16 protein-coding genes are annotated in these 18,100 nt (G+C 71.4%); 3 read left to right on the top strand and 13 right to left on the bottom strand.

The window, feature by feature from the left end; translation table 11 throughout:
- Positions 1 to 4: 4 nt before the first annotated feature.
- Positions 5 to 826, bottom strand: a complete 822-nt coding sequence (locus DEI84_RS09850; RefSeq protein WP_110890676.1) for a glycosyltransferase — start codon at positions 824 to 826, stop codon at positions 5 to 7.
- A gap of 21 nt (positions 827 to 847) precedes the next feature.
- On the opposite strand from DEI84_RS09850, the gene DEI84_RS09845 reads away from it, so the two are divergent.
- Positions 848 to 2,059 carry an O-antigen ligase gene (locus DEI84_RS09845; protein WP_110890675.1) on the top strand — a complete coding sequence of 404 codons (1,212 nt, stop codon included), beginning with the start codon at positions 848 to 850 and terminating at the stop codon, positions 2,057 to 2,059.
- Positions 2,056 to 2,499 carry a hypothetical protein gene (locus DEI84_RS09840; protein ID WP_110890674.1) on the top strand — a complete coding sequence of 148 codons (444 nt, stop codon included), beginning with the start codon at positions 2,056 to 2,058 and terminating at the stop codon, positions 2,497 to 2,499. Before DEI84_RS09845 ends, DEI84_RS09840 begins: the two co-directional genes overlap by 4 nt.
- Positions 2,500 to 2,571: 72 nt before the next feature.
- Here DEI84_RS09840 and DEI84_RS09835 read toward each other — a convergent pair whose 3' ends face one another.
- From DEI84_RS09835 to DEI84_RS15700, 3 genes are read right to left on the bottom strand one after another with little or no spacing between them, the layout of a single operon-like run.
- On the bottom strand, positions 2,572 to 3,663 hold the full coding sequence (locus tag DEI84_RS09835; protein WP_110890673.1) for an NAD(P)-dependent oxidoreductase: 1,092 nt from the start codon (positions 3,661 to 3,663) through the stop codon (positions 2,572 to 2,574).
- On the bottom strand, positions 3,660 to 4,811 hold the full coding sequence (locus DEI84_RS09830) for a glycosyltransferase family 4 protein (protein ID WP_110890672.1): 1,152 nt from the start codon (positions 4,809 to 4,811) through the stop codon (positions 3,660 to 3,662). Before DEI84_RS09830 ends, DEI84_RS09835 begins: the two co-directional genes overlap by 4 nt.
- A complete protein-coding gene (locus tag DEI84_RS15700; protein WP_181420410.1) occupies positions 4,808 to 5,590 on the bottom strand; it encodes a WecB/TagA/CpsF family glycosyltransferase in 783 nt (260 codons plus the stop codon). The genes DEI84_RS09830 and DEI84_RS15700 overlap by 4 nt, the downstream gene beginning before the upstream one ends.
- A gap of 27 nt (positions 5,591 to 5,617) precedes the next feature.
- Here DEI84_RS15700 and DEI84_RS15695 point away from each other — a divergent pair, with 27 nt between their 5' ends.
- A complete protein-coding gene (locus DEI84_RS15695; RefSeq protein WP_181420409.1) occupies positions 5,618 to 6,859 on the top strand; it encodes a hypothetical protein in 1,242 nt (413 codons plus the stop codon).
- A 27-nt stretch (positions 6,860 to 6,886) separates the two neighbouring features.
- Here the strand turns inward: DEI84_RS15695 and galE are convergent, their stop codons facing one another.
- From galE to DEI84_RS09775, 9 genes are all read right to left on the bottom strand, one after another.
- Complete coding sequence (gene galE / locus DEI84_RS09815; protein ID WP_258371749.1) at positions 6,887 to 7,837, bottom strand: UDP-glucose 4-epimerase GalE; 951 nt, start codon at positions 7,835 to 7,837, stop codon at positions 6,887 to 6,889.
- Entirely contained in the window at positions 7,834 to 9,288 is a 1,455-nt protein-coding gene (locus DEI84_RS09810; RefSeq protein WP_110890669.1) for a polysaccharide biosynthesis tyrosine autokinase, read from the bottom strand. The genes galE and DEI84_RS09810 overlap by 4 nt, the downstream gene beginning before the upstream one ends.
- Before the next feature lie 40 nt (positions 9,289 to 9,328).
- Positions 9,329 to 10,510, bottom strand: coding sequence for a glycoside hydrolase family 1 protein (locus DEI84_RS09805; RefSeq protein WP_110890707.1), 1,182 nt, complete (start codon positions 10,508 to 10,510; stop codon positions 9,329 to 9,331).
- Positions 10,511 to 10,518: 8 nt separating this feature from the next.
- A complete protein-coding gene (locus DEI84_RS09800; RefSeq protein ID WP_110890668.1) occupies positions 10,519 to 11,391 on the bottom strand; it encodes an alpha/beta fold hydrolase in 873 nt (290 codons plus the stop codon).
- Positions 11,388 to 13,163: an ABC transporter ATP-binding protein gene (locus tag DEI84_RS09795; protein ID WP_110890667.1), complete on the bottom strand. Its 1,776-nt coding sequence runs from the start codon at positions 13,161 to 13,163 to the stop codon at positions 11,388 to 11,390. The genes DEI84_RS09800 and DEI84_RS09795 overlap by 4 nt, the downstream gene beginning before the upstream one ends.
- Complete coding sequence (locus DEI84_RS09790; protein WP_110890666.1) at positions 13,160 to 14,113, bottom strand: ABC transporter permease; 954 nt, start codon at positions 14,111 to 14,113, stop codon at positions 13,160 to 13,162. Before DEI84_RS09790 ends, DEI84_RS09795 begins: the two co-directional genes overlap by 4 nt.
- The gene (locus tag DEI84_RS09785; RefSeq protein ID WP_110823313.1) at positions 14,110 to 15,090 is read right to left on the bottom strand and encodes an ABC transporter permease; all 981 of its coding nucleotides are present in this window, start codon (positions 15,088 to 15,090) and stop codon (positions 14,110 to 14,112) included. Before DEI84_RS09785 ends, DEI84_RS09790 begins: the two co-directional genes overlap by 4 nt.
- Positions 15,087 to 16,871 carry an ABC transporter substrate-binding protein gene (locus DEI84_RS09780; protein ID WP_181420408.1) on the bottom strand — a complete coding sequence of 595 codons (1,785 nt, stop codon included), beginning with the start codon at positions 16,869 to 16,871 and terminating at the stop codon, positions 15,087 to 15,089. The genes DEI84_RS09785 and DEI84_RS09780 overlap by 4 nt, the downstream gene beginning before the upstream one ends.
- A gap of 115 nt (positions 16,872 to 16,986) precedes the next feature.
- Positions 16,987 to 18,087: a LacI family DNA-binding transcriptional regulator gene (locus DEI84_RS09775; protein ID WP_110823311.1), complete on the bottom strand. Its 1,101-nt coding sequence runs from the start codon at positions 18,085 to 18,087 to the stop codon at positions 16,987 to 16,989.
- Positions 18,088 to 18,100: the final 13 nt, after the last annotated feature.

Below are 18,100 nucleotides of genomic sequence, written 5' to 3'. Positions count from 1 at the left end.
GCGCTCAGCGAGAGAGGCGGTCCCGGACCGACGAGGCGGACCAGTGCAGCGCCTCCAGTCCGCGCACCACCGGACGGGAGGCCCGGCGCAGGTGATCCGCGAACGGTTCCGTCGGGTGCGCGGCACGCGCCACGACGGCACGGCGGTGCCGCTCGTTCTCCCACCAGTAGGACCAGTCCGGGAAGCGCCCGTCGATGGTGTACTCGATGACCAGCTCGTCGTGCGGCACGTAGGCGCCTGTCGACCAGCCGCGGAGGAACAGGTCGAAGTCCTCCGCGACCCGCACGGACTCGTCGTAGCCGCCGAGCGCCTCCCACCAGTCGCGGCGGAACGCGCACGCCGGGTGGTTGACGCCCATCCGACCCCGGGCGAAGACAGCGTCGACACCCCCGGGGGTGTCGGGCATGACCGGCCACGGTCGTGTCCCGCGCGGATGGACGCCGAGCGACCGGCCGAACACCGCCCGCGCCTCGGGGTGTGCGTCCAGGGCGGCGGCGTGTGCGGCCAGCCGGCCCGGGAGCATGCGGTCGTCCGCGTCGCACGGGACGATGACCGATCCCCGGGCGGCGGTGATCGCAGTGTTGCGCGCAGCCGACCGCCCTCGGTTGCGGTCGAGGGTGATCCCGCGGACGGCAGAGCCGTACGAGGCGATGACGGAAGCGGTGCCGTCGGTCGAGCCGTCGTCGACCACGAGGACCTCGAAGCCACCAGCCACCTCCTGCGCGAGGCAGCTGTCCACCGCGCGGCGCAGGGTCGTCGCCGCGTCGAACGCGGCCACGACGATCGAGAAGCGGGGCGCGGGCGGGTCCGGGGCGCTCGGTGTCATTGTGATATACTAACATTCGTTATGCACGAGGAAACGGACGGGATCGAGCACGCGCGGTCGTCGTCCGTCATCGTCGTGCTCGCCGCCGTGGTCGGGGTCCTCGCAGGTGCGACGTCGGAACTGCACCTCGGGCCGGCCTCTGCGAGCGCCGTCATCACCGCGACGGCGGCGGGCTCGTGCATCGCCCTCGCGCCGATGCTCGTCGGCAGCGGGCACCTGGTGCCCACGCCCGCCGTCCTCTTCGTGGCACTCGCGTTCGGTCGCGCCGTGTTCGCACCGAGCTCCGACGGCCTGCAGAACGTCGCCGCGTACGCGATCCTGCTGCTCGTGCCCGCGTTCGTCGCACGGCGGGTGGACCCGATCGGTGCCGAGCGCGCGCTGCGGTGGTTCACCGTGGCCGGCCTCGCCGCCACCGCCCTGTTCGCGGCGCAGCACGTCCTCGGCTTCCTGACCGACGGCGTCCGCTCCTACGCACTCGCCGCGCTGCCGCTGCTCGCCGCCGCGGTCGCCCTGCGGAGTGGCCCGCTGCCGCTCCGCGCCGCACCGCTCGTCGTCACCCTGGGCATCGTCGCGAGCCTGTCGCGGACTGCGTCGGTCGTGGCCATCCTCATGCTCGTGGCGCTCGTCACCCGGCGGCCGCGAGGCCGGCGCACGGGCCTCGCGGTCGTCGCAGTCAGCGTCGCCACCGCCGGGTTCATCGCCCTGTACTCGTTCGTGCCGTCCTTCGCGGCCCGGTTCTCGGCGGGCGACAACGCGTCGGTCGGCGGCGTCACGATCAACACCTCGGGACGCGCGAAGATCTGGGCGGCCGTCGCCGACCACGCACGGAGCGCCCCACTCCTCGGACACGGTCCGGGGAGCGCCGCCCAGCTGGTGACCGACACGTTCATCGAGGTCCGGCAGCCCCACAACGACTGGCTCCGGCTGCTGCACGACACCGGCTGGATCGGCGTGAGCCTCTTCGCCCTGGCGATGGTCACGCTGCTGGTCCGGATCGGCAGCGCCGCCAGGGCCACCGATCGCCCCGTGCACTGGGCCGCACTCTCGGCGCTCCTCGCCCTCCTGGCGACCGCCGTCACGGACAACACCCTGATCTACCCGTTCGCGATCGGTTCGACCGCAGTCCTCGTCGGACTGTCGCTCGGCACGGCACCGCGACGGGGAACTGCGCCGGCTGACCTCCCGGTCCCGTCGGCCTCGTCCACCAACCACACGGAAGGCACCCGCCCATGAAGCACTCCACCGTCCCCACCCGCGCAGCAGCCGTCGCCGTCGGCCTGGCCCTGCTCACGACCCTCTCCGCGTGCTCCGGAGGCGACGATCCCCGTCCGACGACGTCCCCGTCCGCATCGGCCTCGTCGTCGGCCTCGTCGTCGAAGCCCGTCTCCTGCAAGGACGGCACGGCGGTCGTGGACCAGGACGGCGCAACGGTCCGGCTCGACGGCTCGTGCACGTCGCTCGAGATCCACGCGTCGAACACGCAGGTCACCGCCGGCCGTGACCTCGAGCGCATCGCCGTGTCCGGAGACCTGAACTACGTCCGGGCCGCGAAGGTCGACACCGTGTCGTTCGACGCCGAGTCCGAGGGCAACCGCATCGTCACCCCGTCCTCACCGGAGACCGACGACCAGGGGCGGACGAACATCGTCGGTCCGGCTCCGGAAGGCCACTGACTGCGGGTCGTTCCACACGACGAAGGGCTCGGCCGTCACGGCCGAGCCCTTCGTCGTACGCTGACGCCCGCGTCACACCAGGGCGGGGAGGTCCTCGCGCAGGCAGCGGTCGATCCACGCCTGCAGGTCAGCGACTCCGTCCTCGACGGACCACGCAGGCGTCCATCCGAGGCGCTCCGCCGCCGCCGTGATCATGCAGGACGCAGCACGGACGTCCCCGTCACGGTACGCACCAGTGACCCGAGGGGCAGGGGCGCCGTGGAAGTCCGCGATCCGGGTGGCGAGGTCGCGGATCGTCGTCCCGACGCCGGAGCCGATGTCGATCGGCGTCCCCTCGACCTCGGGACCGCCGGTCACCGCGGCGGCGAGCGCACGGGCGACGTCGTCGATGTGCACGAAGTCGCGCACGATGGCGCCGTCCTCGTACACCGGGATCGACTCTCCCCGTCGGGCGAGTTGGGAGAACAGCGACACGATGCCGGTGTACGGGTTGGTGAGCGACTGACCGGGCCCGTAGACGTTCTGCAGTCTGAGGACCGAGAGTCCCACCTCGCGTGCGCCACACCAGGCTCCGAGGACGTGCTCCTGCGCGAGCTTCGTCGCGCCGTAGACGCTCGTGGGCGCCGGCACGGTCCGCCGGGCGTCGGACGGGACGGAGACGGCGCCCGGGTGGTCCCAGACGCCCGCTTCGAGCTGGTCGTGCGTCCGCTGGCCGGGCTGGACGATGCGGTCGGTGTCCCGCTCGCGCCAGTCCCCCTCGCCGTAGACCGCGCGACTGCTCGCGAGGACGATCCTGCTCGGCAGGGTGCCGTGACGACCGAGGGCGTCGAGCATGACCGTGGTGCCACAGACGTTGACGTCCGCGTGACGGGTGGCCGCGTCGAGGGACTGCGCGGTCCCGGTCTCGGCGGCGAGGTGCACCACCACGTCCGGACGGAGCTCCGGCAGGAGCGTGTCCCATGTCTCCGAGGCGGTGACGTCGGCGACGACGAATTCGGCACCGGGGTGGAGTGCGGCCGGGCGGCGGCGGTCGGCGTGCACCTGGGGGTGCAGGGAGTCGACGGCGACCCACCGTGCGGACGCCGGTGCGAGCAGCCGTGACAGCGCGCAGCCGATGAAGCCGGCGCCGCCGGTGACGAGGACGGTGGGGTGGGTGGTGGTCATGCGTTCCTCCTGGAGGCGGTCGTGGTCGGTGGGGTGACGGGGAACTCGTCGAGGAGTTCCCGCCAGGCCCGGACGTGCGCTGCGGGAGCGTGACGCGCGGCGTAGGCCTCGAATGCCCCCCGGCGCAGTCGGGCGGCGAGCGCCGGGTCGTCGAGGACGCTCCGGACGTGGTCGGTGAAGGTGGCGGTGTCTCCGGGGGGTGCGAGGAGTCCGGTGACGCCGTGCTCGACGACGTCGGCGATCCCGCCACGGTCGAAGGCGACGACCGGGAGACCGCAGGCCATGGCCTCCACGATCGTCAGCGGCTGTGCTTCGTCGAGTTCCGACGTGAACGCGAGCACCGAGGCGGAACGGAGTGCCGCCCACTTCGCGTCGTCGTACACCGCACCGACCATCCGGAACCGTCCGTCGAGGTCGCCGCGGGCGACGCGTTCCCGGACCGCTTCGGCGGTCCCATGGTCGGCGACGGGGCCGACCATCCGGTACTCGACGTCCTCCTGGGCTCCGAGTGCGCAGGCCACCTCGGCGAACACCTCAGCACCCTTGCCGGGCATCACGTTCGAGAGCCAGAGCACCGTCCGACAGCGGTCGTCGTGCCCGCGCTCGACGATGGACGGGACCTCCGTCGGGGTGTTCCGGATGACCCGGATCCGTTCCGGGCGGACGAACGGTCGGACGTCCCCGGCGAGGGACGGCCCCAGACAGACCACCGCCGCAACAGCCCCGAGCATGCTCCGCACGGCCGCGCTGCCGATGCGACTCCGCGACGCGATGGCGCAGAAACCGATCGAGTGGACGCTCAGCACGACGGGGACCCGCAGCACACGGAGCGTCCGCACGAGCACGACGTCGACGGCGAAGGACACCGGACGGGTCGTCGCGAAGAGGACGACGACGTCGGGGCGGCGGCGGAGGACCCGTCCGACCAGGCGACCGACGAGCCCGAACGCAGCGAGCACCTTGCGCACCCCGACCGCTCCGACTTCGTCGATCGTCCGGCTGAACCGCCGGTCGACGAGTCGGAGCCGACACCCGGCACGAGCCAGCAGGTCGAGCGTGCGCTTCGTCATGAGCGTCTGCCCGTGCAGCGGCGGCGGGACCTGGCTGACGACGAGGACGTCCGGCCACACCGTGGTCACCCGGGTCACGCTCGACCTCGTGAGACGAGTTGCCGGAGCACGGCCCCGACGAAGACCGCGTTGCCGATGAGGTACCGGCGCCACAACCGCCGCGGCTCCGTGCAGAGACGGAACAGCCACTCGACCCCGAGCCGGGTGGTCCAGGCCGGCGCCTCGGCCTTGGTCCCCGCCACGAAGTCGAACACGACACCGACGCCGACCGCGAGGACACCGAGTTCCCGTGCGAGCCGCCGCGTCTCGGTGTCCTGGAGCGGCGTGCCGAGGCCGACCCAGACGATGTCGGGCGCGGCAGCGCGGATGTCGTCGTCCTGGGCGCGGACCTCGTCGGGGGTCATCGGGCGGAAGTACGACCGGTGCGACCCGACGATCCGCACCCCGGGGTACCGCCGTTCGAGCTCGACCCGCATGGTCGCGAGGACGGCGTCGGTGTTCCCCAGGAGGTAGTGGCGCACGCCTCGCTCGCGTCCTCGGTCGAGCACGTCCGGGAACAGCGACGGTCCGCGGACCTGCGAGAGCCGCGGGCCCGGCAGGAGTCGTGACACCCAGGACAGTGGCTTCCCGTCCGGGTAGACGGCGGCGGACTCGACGAGGACCCGCCGGTACTCGGGGTCGCGCACGGCGAGCGAGAGGACGTACGAGTTGGCGAGGTGCACGTCGCCGGGCTGGCCGGCGAGCGCGAGGTCGACGAGCTGGTCGACCGCTCGAGCTCGGTCGGCGACGACCACCGGGACACCGGTGATCGAACGACGGGGGAGTGCGGCGAACGAGGCGAGGTCGGAGTTCGACATGTCAATACGATACGTTAGATTGCACCAATGCGCGTACTCCGCTGGCCGTTGGCGGCCCAGGTCCTGCTGAGCTCGGGGCAGCTCGTCCTCGCCGCCCTGGGCACCCTGGTGCTGACGCCGCAGCACTGGGGAGCACTCGCGATCGCCCTCTCCGTGCACTACGTCGCGGTCGGCACCGTCGCCGGGGTGACGCAACCCGTCCTCACCTGGTGCGCTGGTGACCGGGACGCCGCCGAGGGCCACCGGTCCGCCGGCGTCCGCCTGCAGGCCGTCGCCGCACTCCCTGCGGCCGTGATCGTCGCCGTCGTGGCGGTCGCACTCCACATCAGCGCGACCGCCCTGCCCCTGTCCGCAGCGCTCGTCGGGGCGGCGTCCTGGAACGCACTGCGGACCGTCGAGGTCGCCTGTGGCCGCTTCCGCCGAGCAGCAGCGGGCGATGCGCTGCACCTGGTGGTGCTGCTGGTCGGCGCCGGCGTCACGGTCCCCCTCGATCGCGACGCCCAGGACGCGCGGACGACCGTCGTCGCGTGGACCCTGGCCACGGCGACCTGGGGAGCTGCCGCGCTCCTCCTGGCGGGACGGCGCACGGCGGCCCGGCCGGTCGGTGTCCGTGCGTACCTCGACACACTCGGGCATGACGTGCCGTGGATGGCGCTCGACGGGTTCCTGGTGGGGTGCACCACCGCGACGGTGGTGACCGTGGTCGGCTGGACGAGCGGACTCGCGGCCGCTGGGGCCGTCCGGACCAGCACGACGTTGTTCGCCGGTCCGTTGCAGATGGCGCTCGTCGCCGTGTCGCCGCTGCTGGTGGCTCGGTTCCGACGGGATGCCGACCTCGCCCGATCCGGTTCCGCGCCGGACCGTCGCTCGGACTCGCTGCGCGTCCTCGCGCGCGTCAGCGGCCTCGCGGCGGCGGTCGCGACGGCGGTCGGCGCCCTGCTCGCGGTCGTGCTGCCGGCGCTCACCGCTCCCGGCGCCCCGCTCCACACCGTCCACACGACCTCCGCCGGTGCCGTGCTGCCACTCGCGGTCGGACTGTGGCTCGCGTCGACCACGACGGCGTACATGCGGTACCGCCGTCCCTGGCGCGAGCTCATGCTCGTCCGGCTGTTGACCCTCGGGACGTCACTGTCCGTCCTGGTGCTCAGCCTCGTCGCACTCGACCTACCGGTGGCTGCTGGCATCGTCGCGACGGCGGTGCCGTGGTTGACGTTCCCCCTCGCCCACGCCGTCGGACGGTGGCGGCAGGTGGCGACGACGCTGTCCTGAGGTCCCGGGCCGCCCGGTGGCAGTGGTTCAGTCGACCGCCGACCGCACGATGTCGATCAGGTCACGCCGCGCGCGCCACCCCATGAGCCGGTGCGCGAGACCGGGGTCGGCGACCATCGCGGCCGGGTCGCCGGCGCGCGGTGCGTCCACGACCGGTCGGACGGGCCTCCCCGTGACGGCGCCGACCACGTCGACGACGTCGCGGACGGATGCACCGCTGCCGGTGCCGATGTTGACGGCGGCACCGGCAGTGCGTCCACTCCGCAGCGCACCGACTGCAGCGACGTGCGCCTCGGCGAGGTCCTCGACGTGCACGTAGTCCCGCACGCAGGTACCGTCCGCCGTCGGGTGGTCACCCCCGAAGATCCGCGGGGCCGCGCCTCGGCGGACCTGTTCGACGACGATCGGGATGAGGTTCGCCGCGATGCGGTCGCGCAGTGTGACGTCGCCCGCGCCGGCGACGTTGAAGTAGCGGAGTCGCACCGCCCGCAGGCCCCATGCCCGGGTGGCGTCCTCGATCGCCCACTCACCGACGAGCTTGGTGCGACCGTAGGGGTTGATCGGCGCGCACGGCTGCTGCTCGTCGACGCCGTCGCGGTCGACCTCACCGTACACCGCGGCGGACGAGGAGAAGACGAGGTCGGGGACACCGGCCCGCCGCATCGCGTCGAGGACGTGCACCACGCCGAGCACGTTGACCCGGTAGTACCGCTCGGGCTCCGCGACGGACTCCCCCACGTCCTTGAGCGCGGCGAGGTGGACGACGGTGTCCACGGCGTACTCGGCGAACACCGCTGCCAGCGCGTCCGGCGCACCGGCATCGGCGAGGTCGAGCCGGACGAACGGGACGTCGACACGGTCCCGGAACCCCGTCGACAGGTCGTCCACCACCACGACGTCGTCGCCCGCAGCCTGGAGCGCCCGGACGACGTGCGCGCCGATGTAGCCGGCACCACCGGTCACGAGGGTGACCGTCACGCTGCCAGCTCCTGCGTGCGCCGGGCGTCCGGTCGTACGACAGCTGTCGTGTCGCCCGGCGCGGTCGTCGGGCTGGCACCGTACCGGTACATGCCGTACGAGGCCGTGTCGTCGTCGGTGGCGGTCACCATCGTGCCGACCACACCGATGACGTTCGCGCCGACGCTGCGCAGGGACCGCATCACCGACGCGACCGCAGCGCGCGACACCCTGCCGTGCGGCACCGCGAGGAGCACGGACGCGACCCGGCTGAGCACGGCGGCGTCGGCGACGAGCAGCGTGGGTGGGGCGTCGATGACGACGTAGTCGTGCTCACGCTGCAGGTCCTCGATCACAGCCGCCATCGCGGGGGAACCGAGCAGCTCCGTCGGGTTCGGGGGCACCGGTCCGGCCGGGAGGACGGCGAGGTGCTGCCGCCCCCACGGCTGGAGGACGTCGGGCAGTTCGAGACGACCGATCAACAGGTCACTGAGTCCGGCGCCGCCCTCGATCCCGAAGCGCTCCCCCACCTGCGGGCGACGGAGGTCGGCGTCGATCAGCGCGACCCGCGCACCGGTCTCCGCGAGGGCGAGCGCGAGGTTGCCGGCGCTGTAGCTCTTGCCCTCGGCAGCGCCGGCACTCGTGACGACGAACGTCGCGTGCCCGGCGGGGAACCGCACGAACTCCAGCGCGGCACGCACGCGACGGACCGCTTCCGCTGCGGGGCTGCGCGGGTCGTGCTGCAGGAGCAACGGACGGACGGACGCCTCCGGATCCCGCAGGATGCTCCCGAGGTACGGGACCTCCGTCGCCTCCTCGATCGCAGCGACGGTGCGGAGACGGGTGTCGAGCACCATCCGGAGCACGGCGACGCCGATGCCGACGGCCAGTCCGGCGAGCAGACCGGCGATGATGACCGTGACGGGCTGCGGGGCACTCGGCGCCGACGGTGGGATCGCCGGCGCGATCGTCGTGCTCGACACGAGCGGGGCGTCGCCGAGGCGGCCGGTCTCGAGCTGCGTGGTGAGGACCTCCTCGAAGGCCTTCCCGATGGCGTTCGCGACGGACGCGGCCTGCGTGGGGTCCGGGTCGGTGACGGAGATGTCGAGCAGCGCCGTGCCGTCCTTCGCGGTCGCGGTCGTGCGTTCGGCGAGCTGCTGCGCGGACTCGTCGAGGTGGAGGCGGTCGATCGCCCGCTGCAGGACGATCGGGCTCGCCGCGACGCCCGCGTAGGTCTCGGCGGCCTGGACCGCGAACGAGTTGCTCTGGCTGAGCTCGCTCGCCGCCGCACCGTCACCGGCGTGCGCAGCGATGTAGAGCCGGGTCGACGCCGAGTACTGCGGCGTCACGAGGAGCAGGTACGTGCTCGCCGCTGCGACACCGAGCAGCGCCGCCACGGTGATCACCAGCCAGTTGCGACGGAGGAGCTGCAGGTACTCGAGGAGCGTCATGGAGGCCTTCCGGGTTGTCATTCCGGATGGCAGAATATCAGTATTCCGTGCGAGTGCGGTTTCACACCGCGTTCGCGCGTGCGACTCCCCCGTACCAGTGCGCCGACGGCTTCGGCGTCCGCTCGAACGTCTCCCGGTCCCACGCGACGAGCCCGAAGGTCGGCCGGAACCCGGACGCCCACTCGTAGTTGTCGAGCAGCGACCAGTGCTGGTAGCCGAGGACCTCGATGCCGTCCTCGATACAGCGGTGGATCCCCTCGAGGGCGCCCTGCGTGTAGGCGATCCGGCGGGTGTCGTCGGAGGTGGCGATGCCGTTCTCGGTGATCATGAGCGGGACGTGACCGGAGAGCTCCCACGCCGACCGCAGGCCGTCCGCCGAGGCCCCGGGGTAGAACTCCCAGCCCGTCAGGGTCGTCTCGACGTCGTCGGCCACGGGCAGCGGCCCGCCTGGCCCGATGAACGTCCGCGTGTAGGCCTGCACGCCGAGGAAGTCGTCGCCCGCAGCGGCCTCGAGGTACCAGTCGTCGCGCGGGTACCCGTACTCGCGGAGCATCTCCTCGGAGCCGGGCTCACCGTTCGCCCGGAACGCCTGGGTCGCGACGGTCCACCCGGACTGGAGGCCCGACACCTGTGACAGCACGTCTCGCGACCGCCGGTGGCTGGCCAGCAGGGCGTCGGCGACGCCGAGGTCCGGGTTCGGCAGGCCGTAGGCGACGAGGTTCGCGGCGTCCTCGCCGCCCGCGAGCATCGCTGCGATGTTCGGCTCGTTGATCGTGCAGACGTACCGGACGCCGTCCTGCACGACGGGGAGCGCCGCCTCGGTGTAGCGGGCGAACAGGTCGGCCGCGTCGGGGGCACGCCAGAAGCCGTCGCGTTCGAACCAGCGCGGCACGGTGAAGTGCATGAGGGTGACGATCGGCTCGATGCCGAACTCGTGGCAGGCCTCGACCATGCGGCGGTAGTGGTCGACCTCGGCGCGGCTGACGAACCCGCGCTCGGGCTCGATGCGTGCCCACTCGATGCTGAACCGGTAGGAGTTCAGGCCGAGGTCGGCCGCGATGCTGATGTCCTCGCGGTACCGGTGGTAGCTGTCCGCGGCGTCGCCGGAGGGTTCGACGATGGTGGTGTCGGGCTCGTGCTCGTGCACCCACCAGTTGGAGCCTATGTTGTTGCCCTCGATCTGGTGGGCGGCGGTGGCGGCACCCCAGAGGAAGCCGTCAGGGAACTGCAGCGTGGTGATGATGGGTCCTTTCAGTGCTGCGACGAGAAGTCGTCGAACAGGGCGAGCGTCGCCGCGGGGTTCTCGACGTGGGGGCCGTGGTAACTGGCGGGGATGACCTCGTAGCGAGCGCCGGTGTCCTCGGCCATCTGCCGCTGCCACGGGATCGGCCATGCGCCGTCCCACTCGCCGTGCGCCACGAGGACGGGGAGCCCGGTCGCGCGGAGTTCGGGGGACGAGTCCGTGTGGTCCTCGAGGATGTGTCCGCCAGCGACGACGCTCAGGGGGCTCGTGGCGTCGAAGCGGTCGCGCACCATGCGGACGTCGTCGGGGAGGTCCTCGTCGGGTCGGTACGCCCAGAGCGGGTTCGTGGCGTCGAACAGCGTGCGGTTGTTCCCGCCGGTGTCGTGCAGGATCGTCAGCTCGGTGACCTTGCGGTAGGGCCAGCCGTACGGGCCGGAGCAGAACTGCACGACGCTGCGGAACGACCCCGGCGAGGCGATGGCGGCCGCCCGGGCGATCACGCCGCCGAGCGAGTGACCGATCAGGTGCACCGGGGCGCCGTCGTCGAGCAGCGCCGCGACCCGGACGACGTCGGCCGCTTCCTCGTCGAGCGAGTAGTCGGACGGCGAGGTCGGTGCTGCCGAGTCGGCCTGGCCGCGGCGGCTGATCGCGACCGCGGTCCAGCCGGCCTCGCGCAGCAGGGGCATGAAGGTGCGCCAGTCCTCCTTCGACCCGGTGTACCCGGGGACGATCAGGACCGTGCCCTTCGACTCCCCCGCAGGGACGACGCGGTAGGCGGTGAGCCGACCGACGGGCAGGTCGATGCCGACGGCGTCGACGCCCTCCGGAGTCGGGAGGTGCCCGAAGGGCGGAACGGGCGGGAAGTCGAGCAAGGTCGTCATCCGAGCAGTGTCCGCCGCGGGTTCGGGACCGCGTCCAGCAGCGCGACCGTGTAGTCGTCCTGCGGGTGCTGCAGTACCTCGGCCGTCCTGCCGCGCTCGACCACGGCGCCGTCGTGCAGCACCATGATGTCGTCGGTGATGAGGCGGGCGCTCAGCAGGTCGTGCGTGATGTAGAGGAGCGAGACGCCCCACTGCTCCCGCAGGTCCTCGAGCAGCGCGAGGACGCCGGCCCGCAGCGTCACGTCGAGCATCGAGACGGGCTCGTCGGCGATGATCACCTGCGGGTCGCTGGCCAGCGCCCGGGCGATGACCACACGCTGCCGCTGCCCGCCGGAGAGCTGGTGCGGGAGCTTCTGCGCGAACTGCTCGACGGGCGTCAGGCCCACGGTCTCGAGGATCTCGAGCATCCGACGCCGGGCATCGCGCCCGCGGAGTCCGGTGTAGTTCGCGATCGGTCGGGACAGGATGTACTCCACCGTGTGCAGCGGGTTGAGCGCCGCGTACGGGTCCTGGAACACCATCTGCACCTCGGAGCGCAGGTCCTTCAGACCGCGCCTCCCGAGCTTCGCCACGTCCGTGTCGCCGAAGCGCACCGTGCCCGAGGTCGGCTGCTCGACGCCGGTGAGCATCTTCGCGATGGTCGACTTGCCCGAGCCGGACTGGCCGACCAGGGCGAGCGACTGCCCGGGCTCGAGGGTGAACGACACGTCGCGGACGGCCTGCACGGGCTGCTCGCCGCGGCGGGGTGCCGGGTACGTCTTGACGAGGTGGTCGACGACGATCGGGTTCTTCGCGGCCGAGCGCTCACGGGAGCCGACGGTGGCGAAGGACGAGGTGGTCTCCTGACGGGACGCCGAGCGCTGCGACCGGTCCGGGAACCCCGGCAACGACACGACCTCAGCCCGCGGGTCCGCGTAGTGCGACAGCAGCATCGTCGTGTAGTCGTCCTGCGGGTCACGGAGGACCTCGAGCGAGCGGCCGTCCTCGACGATCCGCCCCTCGTGCATGACGAGCACGCGCTCGGTCGCCTCGAGCACGATGCCGAGGTCGTGGCTGATGAGGATCGCGGTGAACCCCTCGGAACGCTGCAGCTCGATGATCGTGTCCATCACGGCGTGCTGCACGAGCACGTCGAGGGCCGTGGTCGGCTCGTCGAACACCATGAGCTGCGGTTCGAGCGACAGGGCGAGGGCGATCGACACGCGCTGCCGCATGCCGCCGGAGAGCTCCCCCGGGTACCGCGCGAGCATGGTCTCGGGCAGCTTCACCTTGCCGATGAGCTCGCGCATCCGGGCGTCCCACCGCTCTCGGGGCACGTGACCGTGTGCCCTGAAGACGTCGATGAAGTGGTTGCGGATCGTCCGCACTGGGTTGAGCGCGTTCATGCCGGACTGCAGCACCATGGCGAAACCGCCCTGGCGCTGGCGCCGGAGCTCCTCGTCGCCGAGGTCGCGGATGTCGCTCCCGCCGAAGACGATGTTGCCGCCGTTGGTGCGCGCCGGCGGCTTCTGCAGCCGGGTGAGCGCGTAGCCGAGCGTCGACTTGCCCGAGCCGGACTCGCCGACCAGGCCGACGAACTCGCCCTTCCGCAGCTGGAAGGAGACGTGGTCGACGGCCTGGACGGCCGTCTGGCCGGCCGACTCGTAGACGACGGACAGGTCGCGGACGTCGAGCAGGACGTCGGTCCGGCCCTGGTCCTGCGACGTTCCGGACGGGAGGCGCGTGGCGGTGCCGCCACGAGCCTCCAGGCCGTCGCTGGTTGCGCCGCTCATGCGGTGACCTCCTTGCGCTTGCGGCGCGCGCCCTCGCGCAGTCGCGGGTTGGACACGGCGTCGACGCCGAAGTTGATCAGGGTGAGGCTCATCGCCAGGAGGGCGATGCAGAGACCCGGGGCGAACAGCAGGATCCACTGGCCGGTGAGCAGCGCGTTCGAGTTCTGCGCCCAGTAGAGGATCGTGCCCCAGCTGACGATCGACGAGTCACCGAGTCCGAGGAACTCGAGGCCCGCCTCGGCGAGGATCGCGCTCGTCGCCGCGCCGAAGAAGCTGCCGACGATCAGGGACGTCATGTTCGGCAGGATCTCGCGGAAGACGATGCGCGTCGCGCCGTCGCCGGAGAACTGCGCGGCAGTGACGAAGTCGCGGCTCCGCAGGGACTGCGTCTGGCTGCGGAGGACGCGCGCGCCCCACGCCCAGCCGGTGACGACGATCACGGCGATGATCACCGCGATGCCGCCGTTCTGCAGGTACGCCGCGATGACGATCATGAGCGGCAGGCCCGGGATGACGAGGAACAGGTTCACGATGAACCCGATGACCTCGGCGACCCAGCCGCGGATGTAGCCCCAGCTCAGACCGATCGCGACGGCGACGAGCGTGGAGAGGAAGCCCGCGACCGCGCCGACGAGCACGGAGACCCGGGCGCCGTAGATCAGTTGGGAGAGGACGTCCTCGCCGGCGGCGGTGGTGCCCATCCAGTGCGCCCAGCTGGCGTCGGCGTTCCGCGCGAAGCCGTTCTGGCTGCCGCCGTAGGGGGCGAGGAGCGGGGCGGACAGGGCGATGAGGACGAAGGCGCCGAGGATGCAGATGCCGACGCGGGCCTTGGTGTTGCTCCAGACGACGCCGAACTGGCGGGCGGCTGCCTTGAGCTTGGAGGGGGCGGTTTCCTGTTCTCCTCGGGTCCGTACTGCCACCGTTGTGTCCGGTGCTTTCGTCGTGGTCATCGGCGCGTCCTCGGGTCCAGGACGCCGTACAGGACGTCCACGATGAAGTTGGCGATGAGCACCGACACGGTGATCATCAGGAAGAGGGCCTGCATGAGCGGGTAGTCCTGCCCGATCACGGCGTTGAACAGCAGGTAGCCGATGCCCGGGTAGCCGAACACCTGCTCGACCAGCACCGAGCCGCCGACCACGCCACCGAGCGCCAGGCCGAAACCGGTCAGGTTCGGCAGGATCGCGTTGCGCGCGGCGTACCGGACGGCGACCGTGCGACCGCGGAGGCCGTTGGCCTCGGCGAAGGTGACGTAGTCGTCGCCGAGGGTGTTGATCATCGCGTTGCGCATGCCGATGATCCAGCCGCCCAGGCTCGTCACGAGGATCGTCACCGCCGGCAGGATCGCGTGCCGCAGGACGTCGCCGATGTAGGTGCCGTTCCAGCCCGGGACGCTCGTCGCGGACGACGCACCCGTGGTCGGGAACCAGTGCAGGACGTAGCCGAGGAAGAACAGCAGCAGGAGCGCCGTCCAGAAGTACGGGAACGTCGACATGAAGGAGCCCGACAGGGTCGGGAGCGAGTCGAGCCAGGTGCCGCGCTTCCACGCCGCCGCGACGCCGATCAGCGTGCCGATGACGAACGCCAGGATCGTCACCGTTCCGACGAGCACGAGCGTGTACGGCAGCGCGCGGCCGACCAGGTCGCCGACGGGCTGCGGGTAGAACGTGTAGCTCGTGCCGAAGTCGAGCGTGACGACCTGGTGCAGGTAGCTGACGTACTGGTCCCAGAGGTTGCCGCTGGGGACGCCGAGCTGGGCCTCGATGGCCTTCTTCGTGGCGTCGGTGACCGGGCCGTTCTGGCTGAGCTTGGCGAGCGCCGCGTCGGACGGGCTGCCCGGCATGAGGCGCGGGAGCACGAAGTTCAGCGTGACCGCGGCCCAGAGGGTCAGGACGAAGAGGACGAGTTTCTGAAGGACGTACTTCACTTGGCCTGCTCCTCCAGGATCTTCTTGCCCGCTTCGCTGTCACGGAGCCGGAGCTTCGTGAAGATCAACAGCGGTGCGGAGTCGTAGTTCTGCGGTGCCATGTACGGGTCCTCGGCACTCGGCCAGCCGACGAACTTGCCGGTGTTGAACAGGCCCCAGAGTCCGCCGTAGTACATGCCGATCACGGGCAGGTCGTCGTACACGATGGCCTGCAGCTTGTTGAGGATCTGCTGCTGCTCGCCCCGGTCGGTCGTGCCGCGGTACTCGTCGAGGAGCTTCTGGGTGTCCGCGTTCCGGTACCGCTCGAAGTTGTTCACCGTCGATTTGCCGACCGGCTGGTAGAAGTCGCTCGACAGCAGTGAGTTGTAGGCCTGGAAGACATCGCCGTTCCCCATGCCGCCCATCGCCATGTCGAACGTGCCGTTGTTGATGTTCTGCTGGTACCCGGCGGGTTGCGGTGCCTGGATCTGCACCTTGATGCCGATCTTCCCGAGGTCGCGCTGTACCTGCTGGGCGGCACGGAGCCAGTCCGAGTAGCCGTTCGCGGTCATCAGGGTGATCTCGAGCTGCTTGCCGTCCTTGACGAGCTTGCCGCCCTGCTGCTCGTAGCCGGACTTCGCGAACTCGGCCAGGGCGCGGTCGGTGTCCTGCGTGATCATCCCCTCGTCGGGGATCGAGGGGTCGAGGTACTGCTCCTGGTTCGGCAGGATCAAGCCGGTCTGGCCCGCCGCGCTGAGGTTGCCCTCGGAGGCGGTCTCGGCGATGCCGTCGCGGTCGAGCGCGTACGAGATGCCCTTGCGCACGTTGACGTCGTTGTACGGCGCCTTCGTCAGGTTCGGGATGAGGCCGATCACGCCGCCGGCCGGGAACCACCACTTGTTGTCCGGCGATGCAGCGCCCCACGTGCCCTCGACGTCCGAGATGAACGAGTACGCCCAGTCGTAGCCGCGCGTGACGGTGTCGAGCTGCGTGTTCGTCGCGGGGAGCACGAGGTGCTCGATCGCGATCTCGTCGGCCTGCCAGTACGTCGGGTTCTTGTCCATCGAGTACTGCTGGTCGGAGTAGTTGCCGAGCACGAACGGGCCGGTGCCGACGGGGTCCGGGTCACGCCAGGTGACGGGGTCCTTCACCTTCCCGTAGTGGTGCTCGGGCAGGATGTACGTCGCGCCGATGATGTTGAGGCTCGGGACGTCCTCGCCCTTGAGGTGGAAGACCAGGTGGTCGCCGTCCCGCTCGATGCGGTCGATGTGCTGCCAGGCACCCTTGACGTCCATCGCGGGGAACTCCTTGAGCAGGTCGAACGTGAAGAGGACGTCCTCAGGGGTGAACTCCGTGCCGTCGGACCACTCGACGCCCTTCCGGATCGTCATGTCGATCGTCCGCGCGTCGGGCAGCTCCCACGAGCTCGCGAGCCACGGGGTGCCCGTGCCGTCGAGGGGGTTGATCTCGATGAGCGGTTCGTACATCCACTTGCTCGCGGTGCGGGCGTTCGGGATGTAGGGGTTGAAGTTGCGGTCGAACAGCGGGTTGCCGCGGTCCGCGTTGATGAGCATCGTGTCCTTGCCGATGCTCGGGTCCGGCTGGGAACGGACCTGGATGCTGCAGCCGGTGGCCACGAGGGCCACGACCGCGAGTCCGGCGATGGCGGCGGCGAGGCGGCCGGCACGGGACCGGCCGGCACGGGACTGGCCGGACCGGTGAGATGCGCCCGGGAAGCCGTCCAGCCGGGGCCGAGGGCCCTGGGCGGCGGGCTCGCGCGTGCGCTGCGGGGGAAGCGTCATTGCTCGGTCGACCTCCGTGTCGAGTGGGTACCCGCCCAATGTATGCGCTTACATCACGCGGTGCAAGTGTGGACGTTGTTGCGCAGGGTGTCACGCTCCGGACCGGGGCCGACGGTCAGAGCGACGGCGGGCAGCTCTCGCGCAGGAGCACCTCGACCGGCAGCCGGACGGACCGTGGCGGACCCTCACGGGAGTCCAGCCGGTCGACGATCGCCCGGACCGCGGCCCGGCCGAGTTCACCCATCGGCTGGTGCACGGTCGTCAGGCGTGGGGACGAGAAGCGTCCGGCGTCGATCCCGTCGAAGCCCGTCACGACCACGTCGTCAGGCACCCGGAGACCGCGTGCGAGCACGGCGTCGAGCACCCCGAGCGCCGACTGGTCGTTCGAGCACACGATCGCCCGCGGCACCTGCTCGTCGAGCAGGGCCCGGGCGAGTTCGCGGGCCCGGGCGCGTCCGAAGTCCCCGTGCACGGTGCGCACCGCGTGCTGGTCGAGTCCGTGGTCCTCGAGCGCGCGGCGGAACCCGGCCGTCCGCTCCTGGTCGTCCGGCGAGTCGACCGGCCCGGCCACGTACGCGATCGACCGGATGCCGAGACGCCCGATGACGTGGGCGCCGAGGGTCCGCATGCCGGCCGCGTTGTCGACGCTGATCGAGTCGAAGCCCCGCGAGCGCCGGTCGTCCGCCAACACGACGACGGGGATCCGCCGCGCCACGTGCTCGAGCAACTCGTCCGGGACCGTCTGCGCGAGGACCGCCAGTCCGTCCACCCGACCGGCGACGTCGTTGACGACGACGTCGCGGGACGGCCCCCGACCGGCCGCGACCATGAGTGCCAGACCGCGCTGCCAGGCCTCGGTCTCGGCGCCGCGGAGCACCTCGTCGAAGTACAGGTTCGACGGCGTCGGCTGGATCACGTGCCGCCGGTCGTCGACCACGCGCACGCCGCCGTCGGTGACCACGTCCGGCCGCTCGTCCGGGACGACGTCGAACCCGGGCAGCAGGAGGCCCACCACCCCGGTCCGGCGACCGGCCAGCGCGCGGGCGTTCCCCGACGGCACGTACCCGAGCGTCCGGATCGCCGCCTGCACCCGGTCGCGCGTGCCCTCGCGGACCGCGTCGGGGGTGCGGAGGACCCGTGACACCGTCGCGATCGACACCCCGGCCGCGGAGGCGACGTCGTAGACCGTGGGAGGTGCGCTGCGCTGCGGGCCCACGCCGGTCCTCCCT

The sequence above is a fragment of the Curtobacterium sp. MCBD17_023 genome, assembly GCF_003224415.1.
Lineage (GTDB): Bacteria > Actinomycetota > Actinomycetes > Actinomycetales > Microbacteriaceae > Curtobacterium.
The sequence above is the reverse complement of the archived record's forward strand: the minus strand, read 5'-3'. Positions and strand labels throughout refer to the sequence as shown.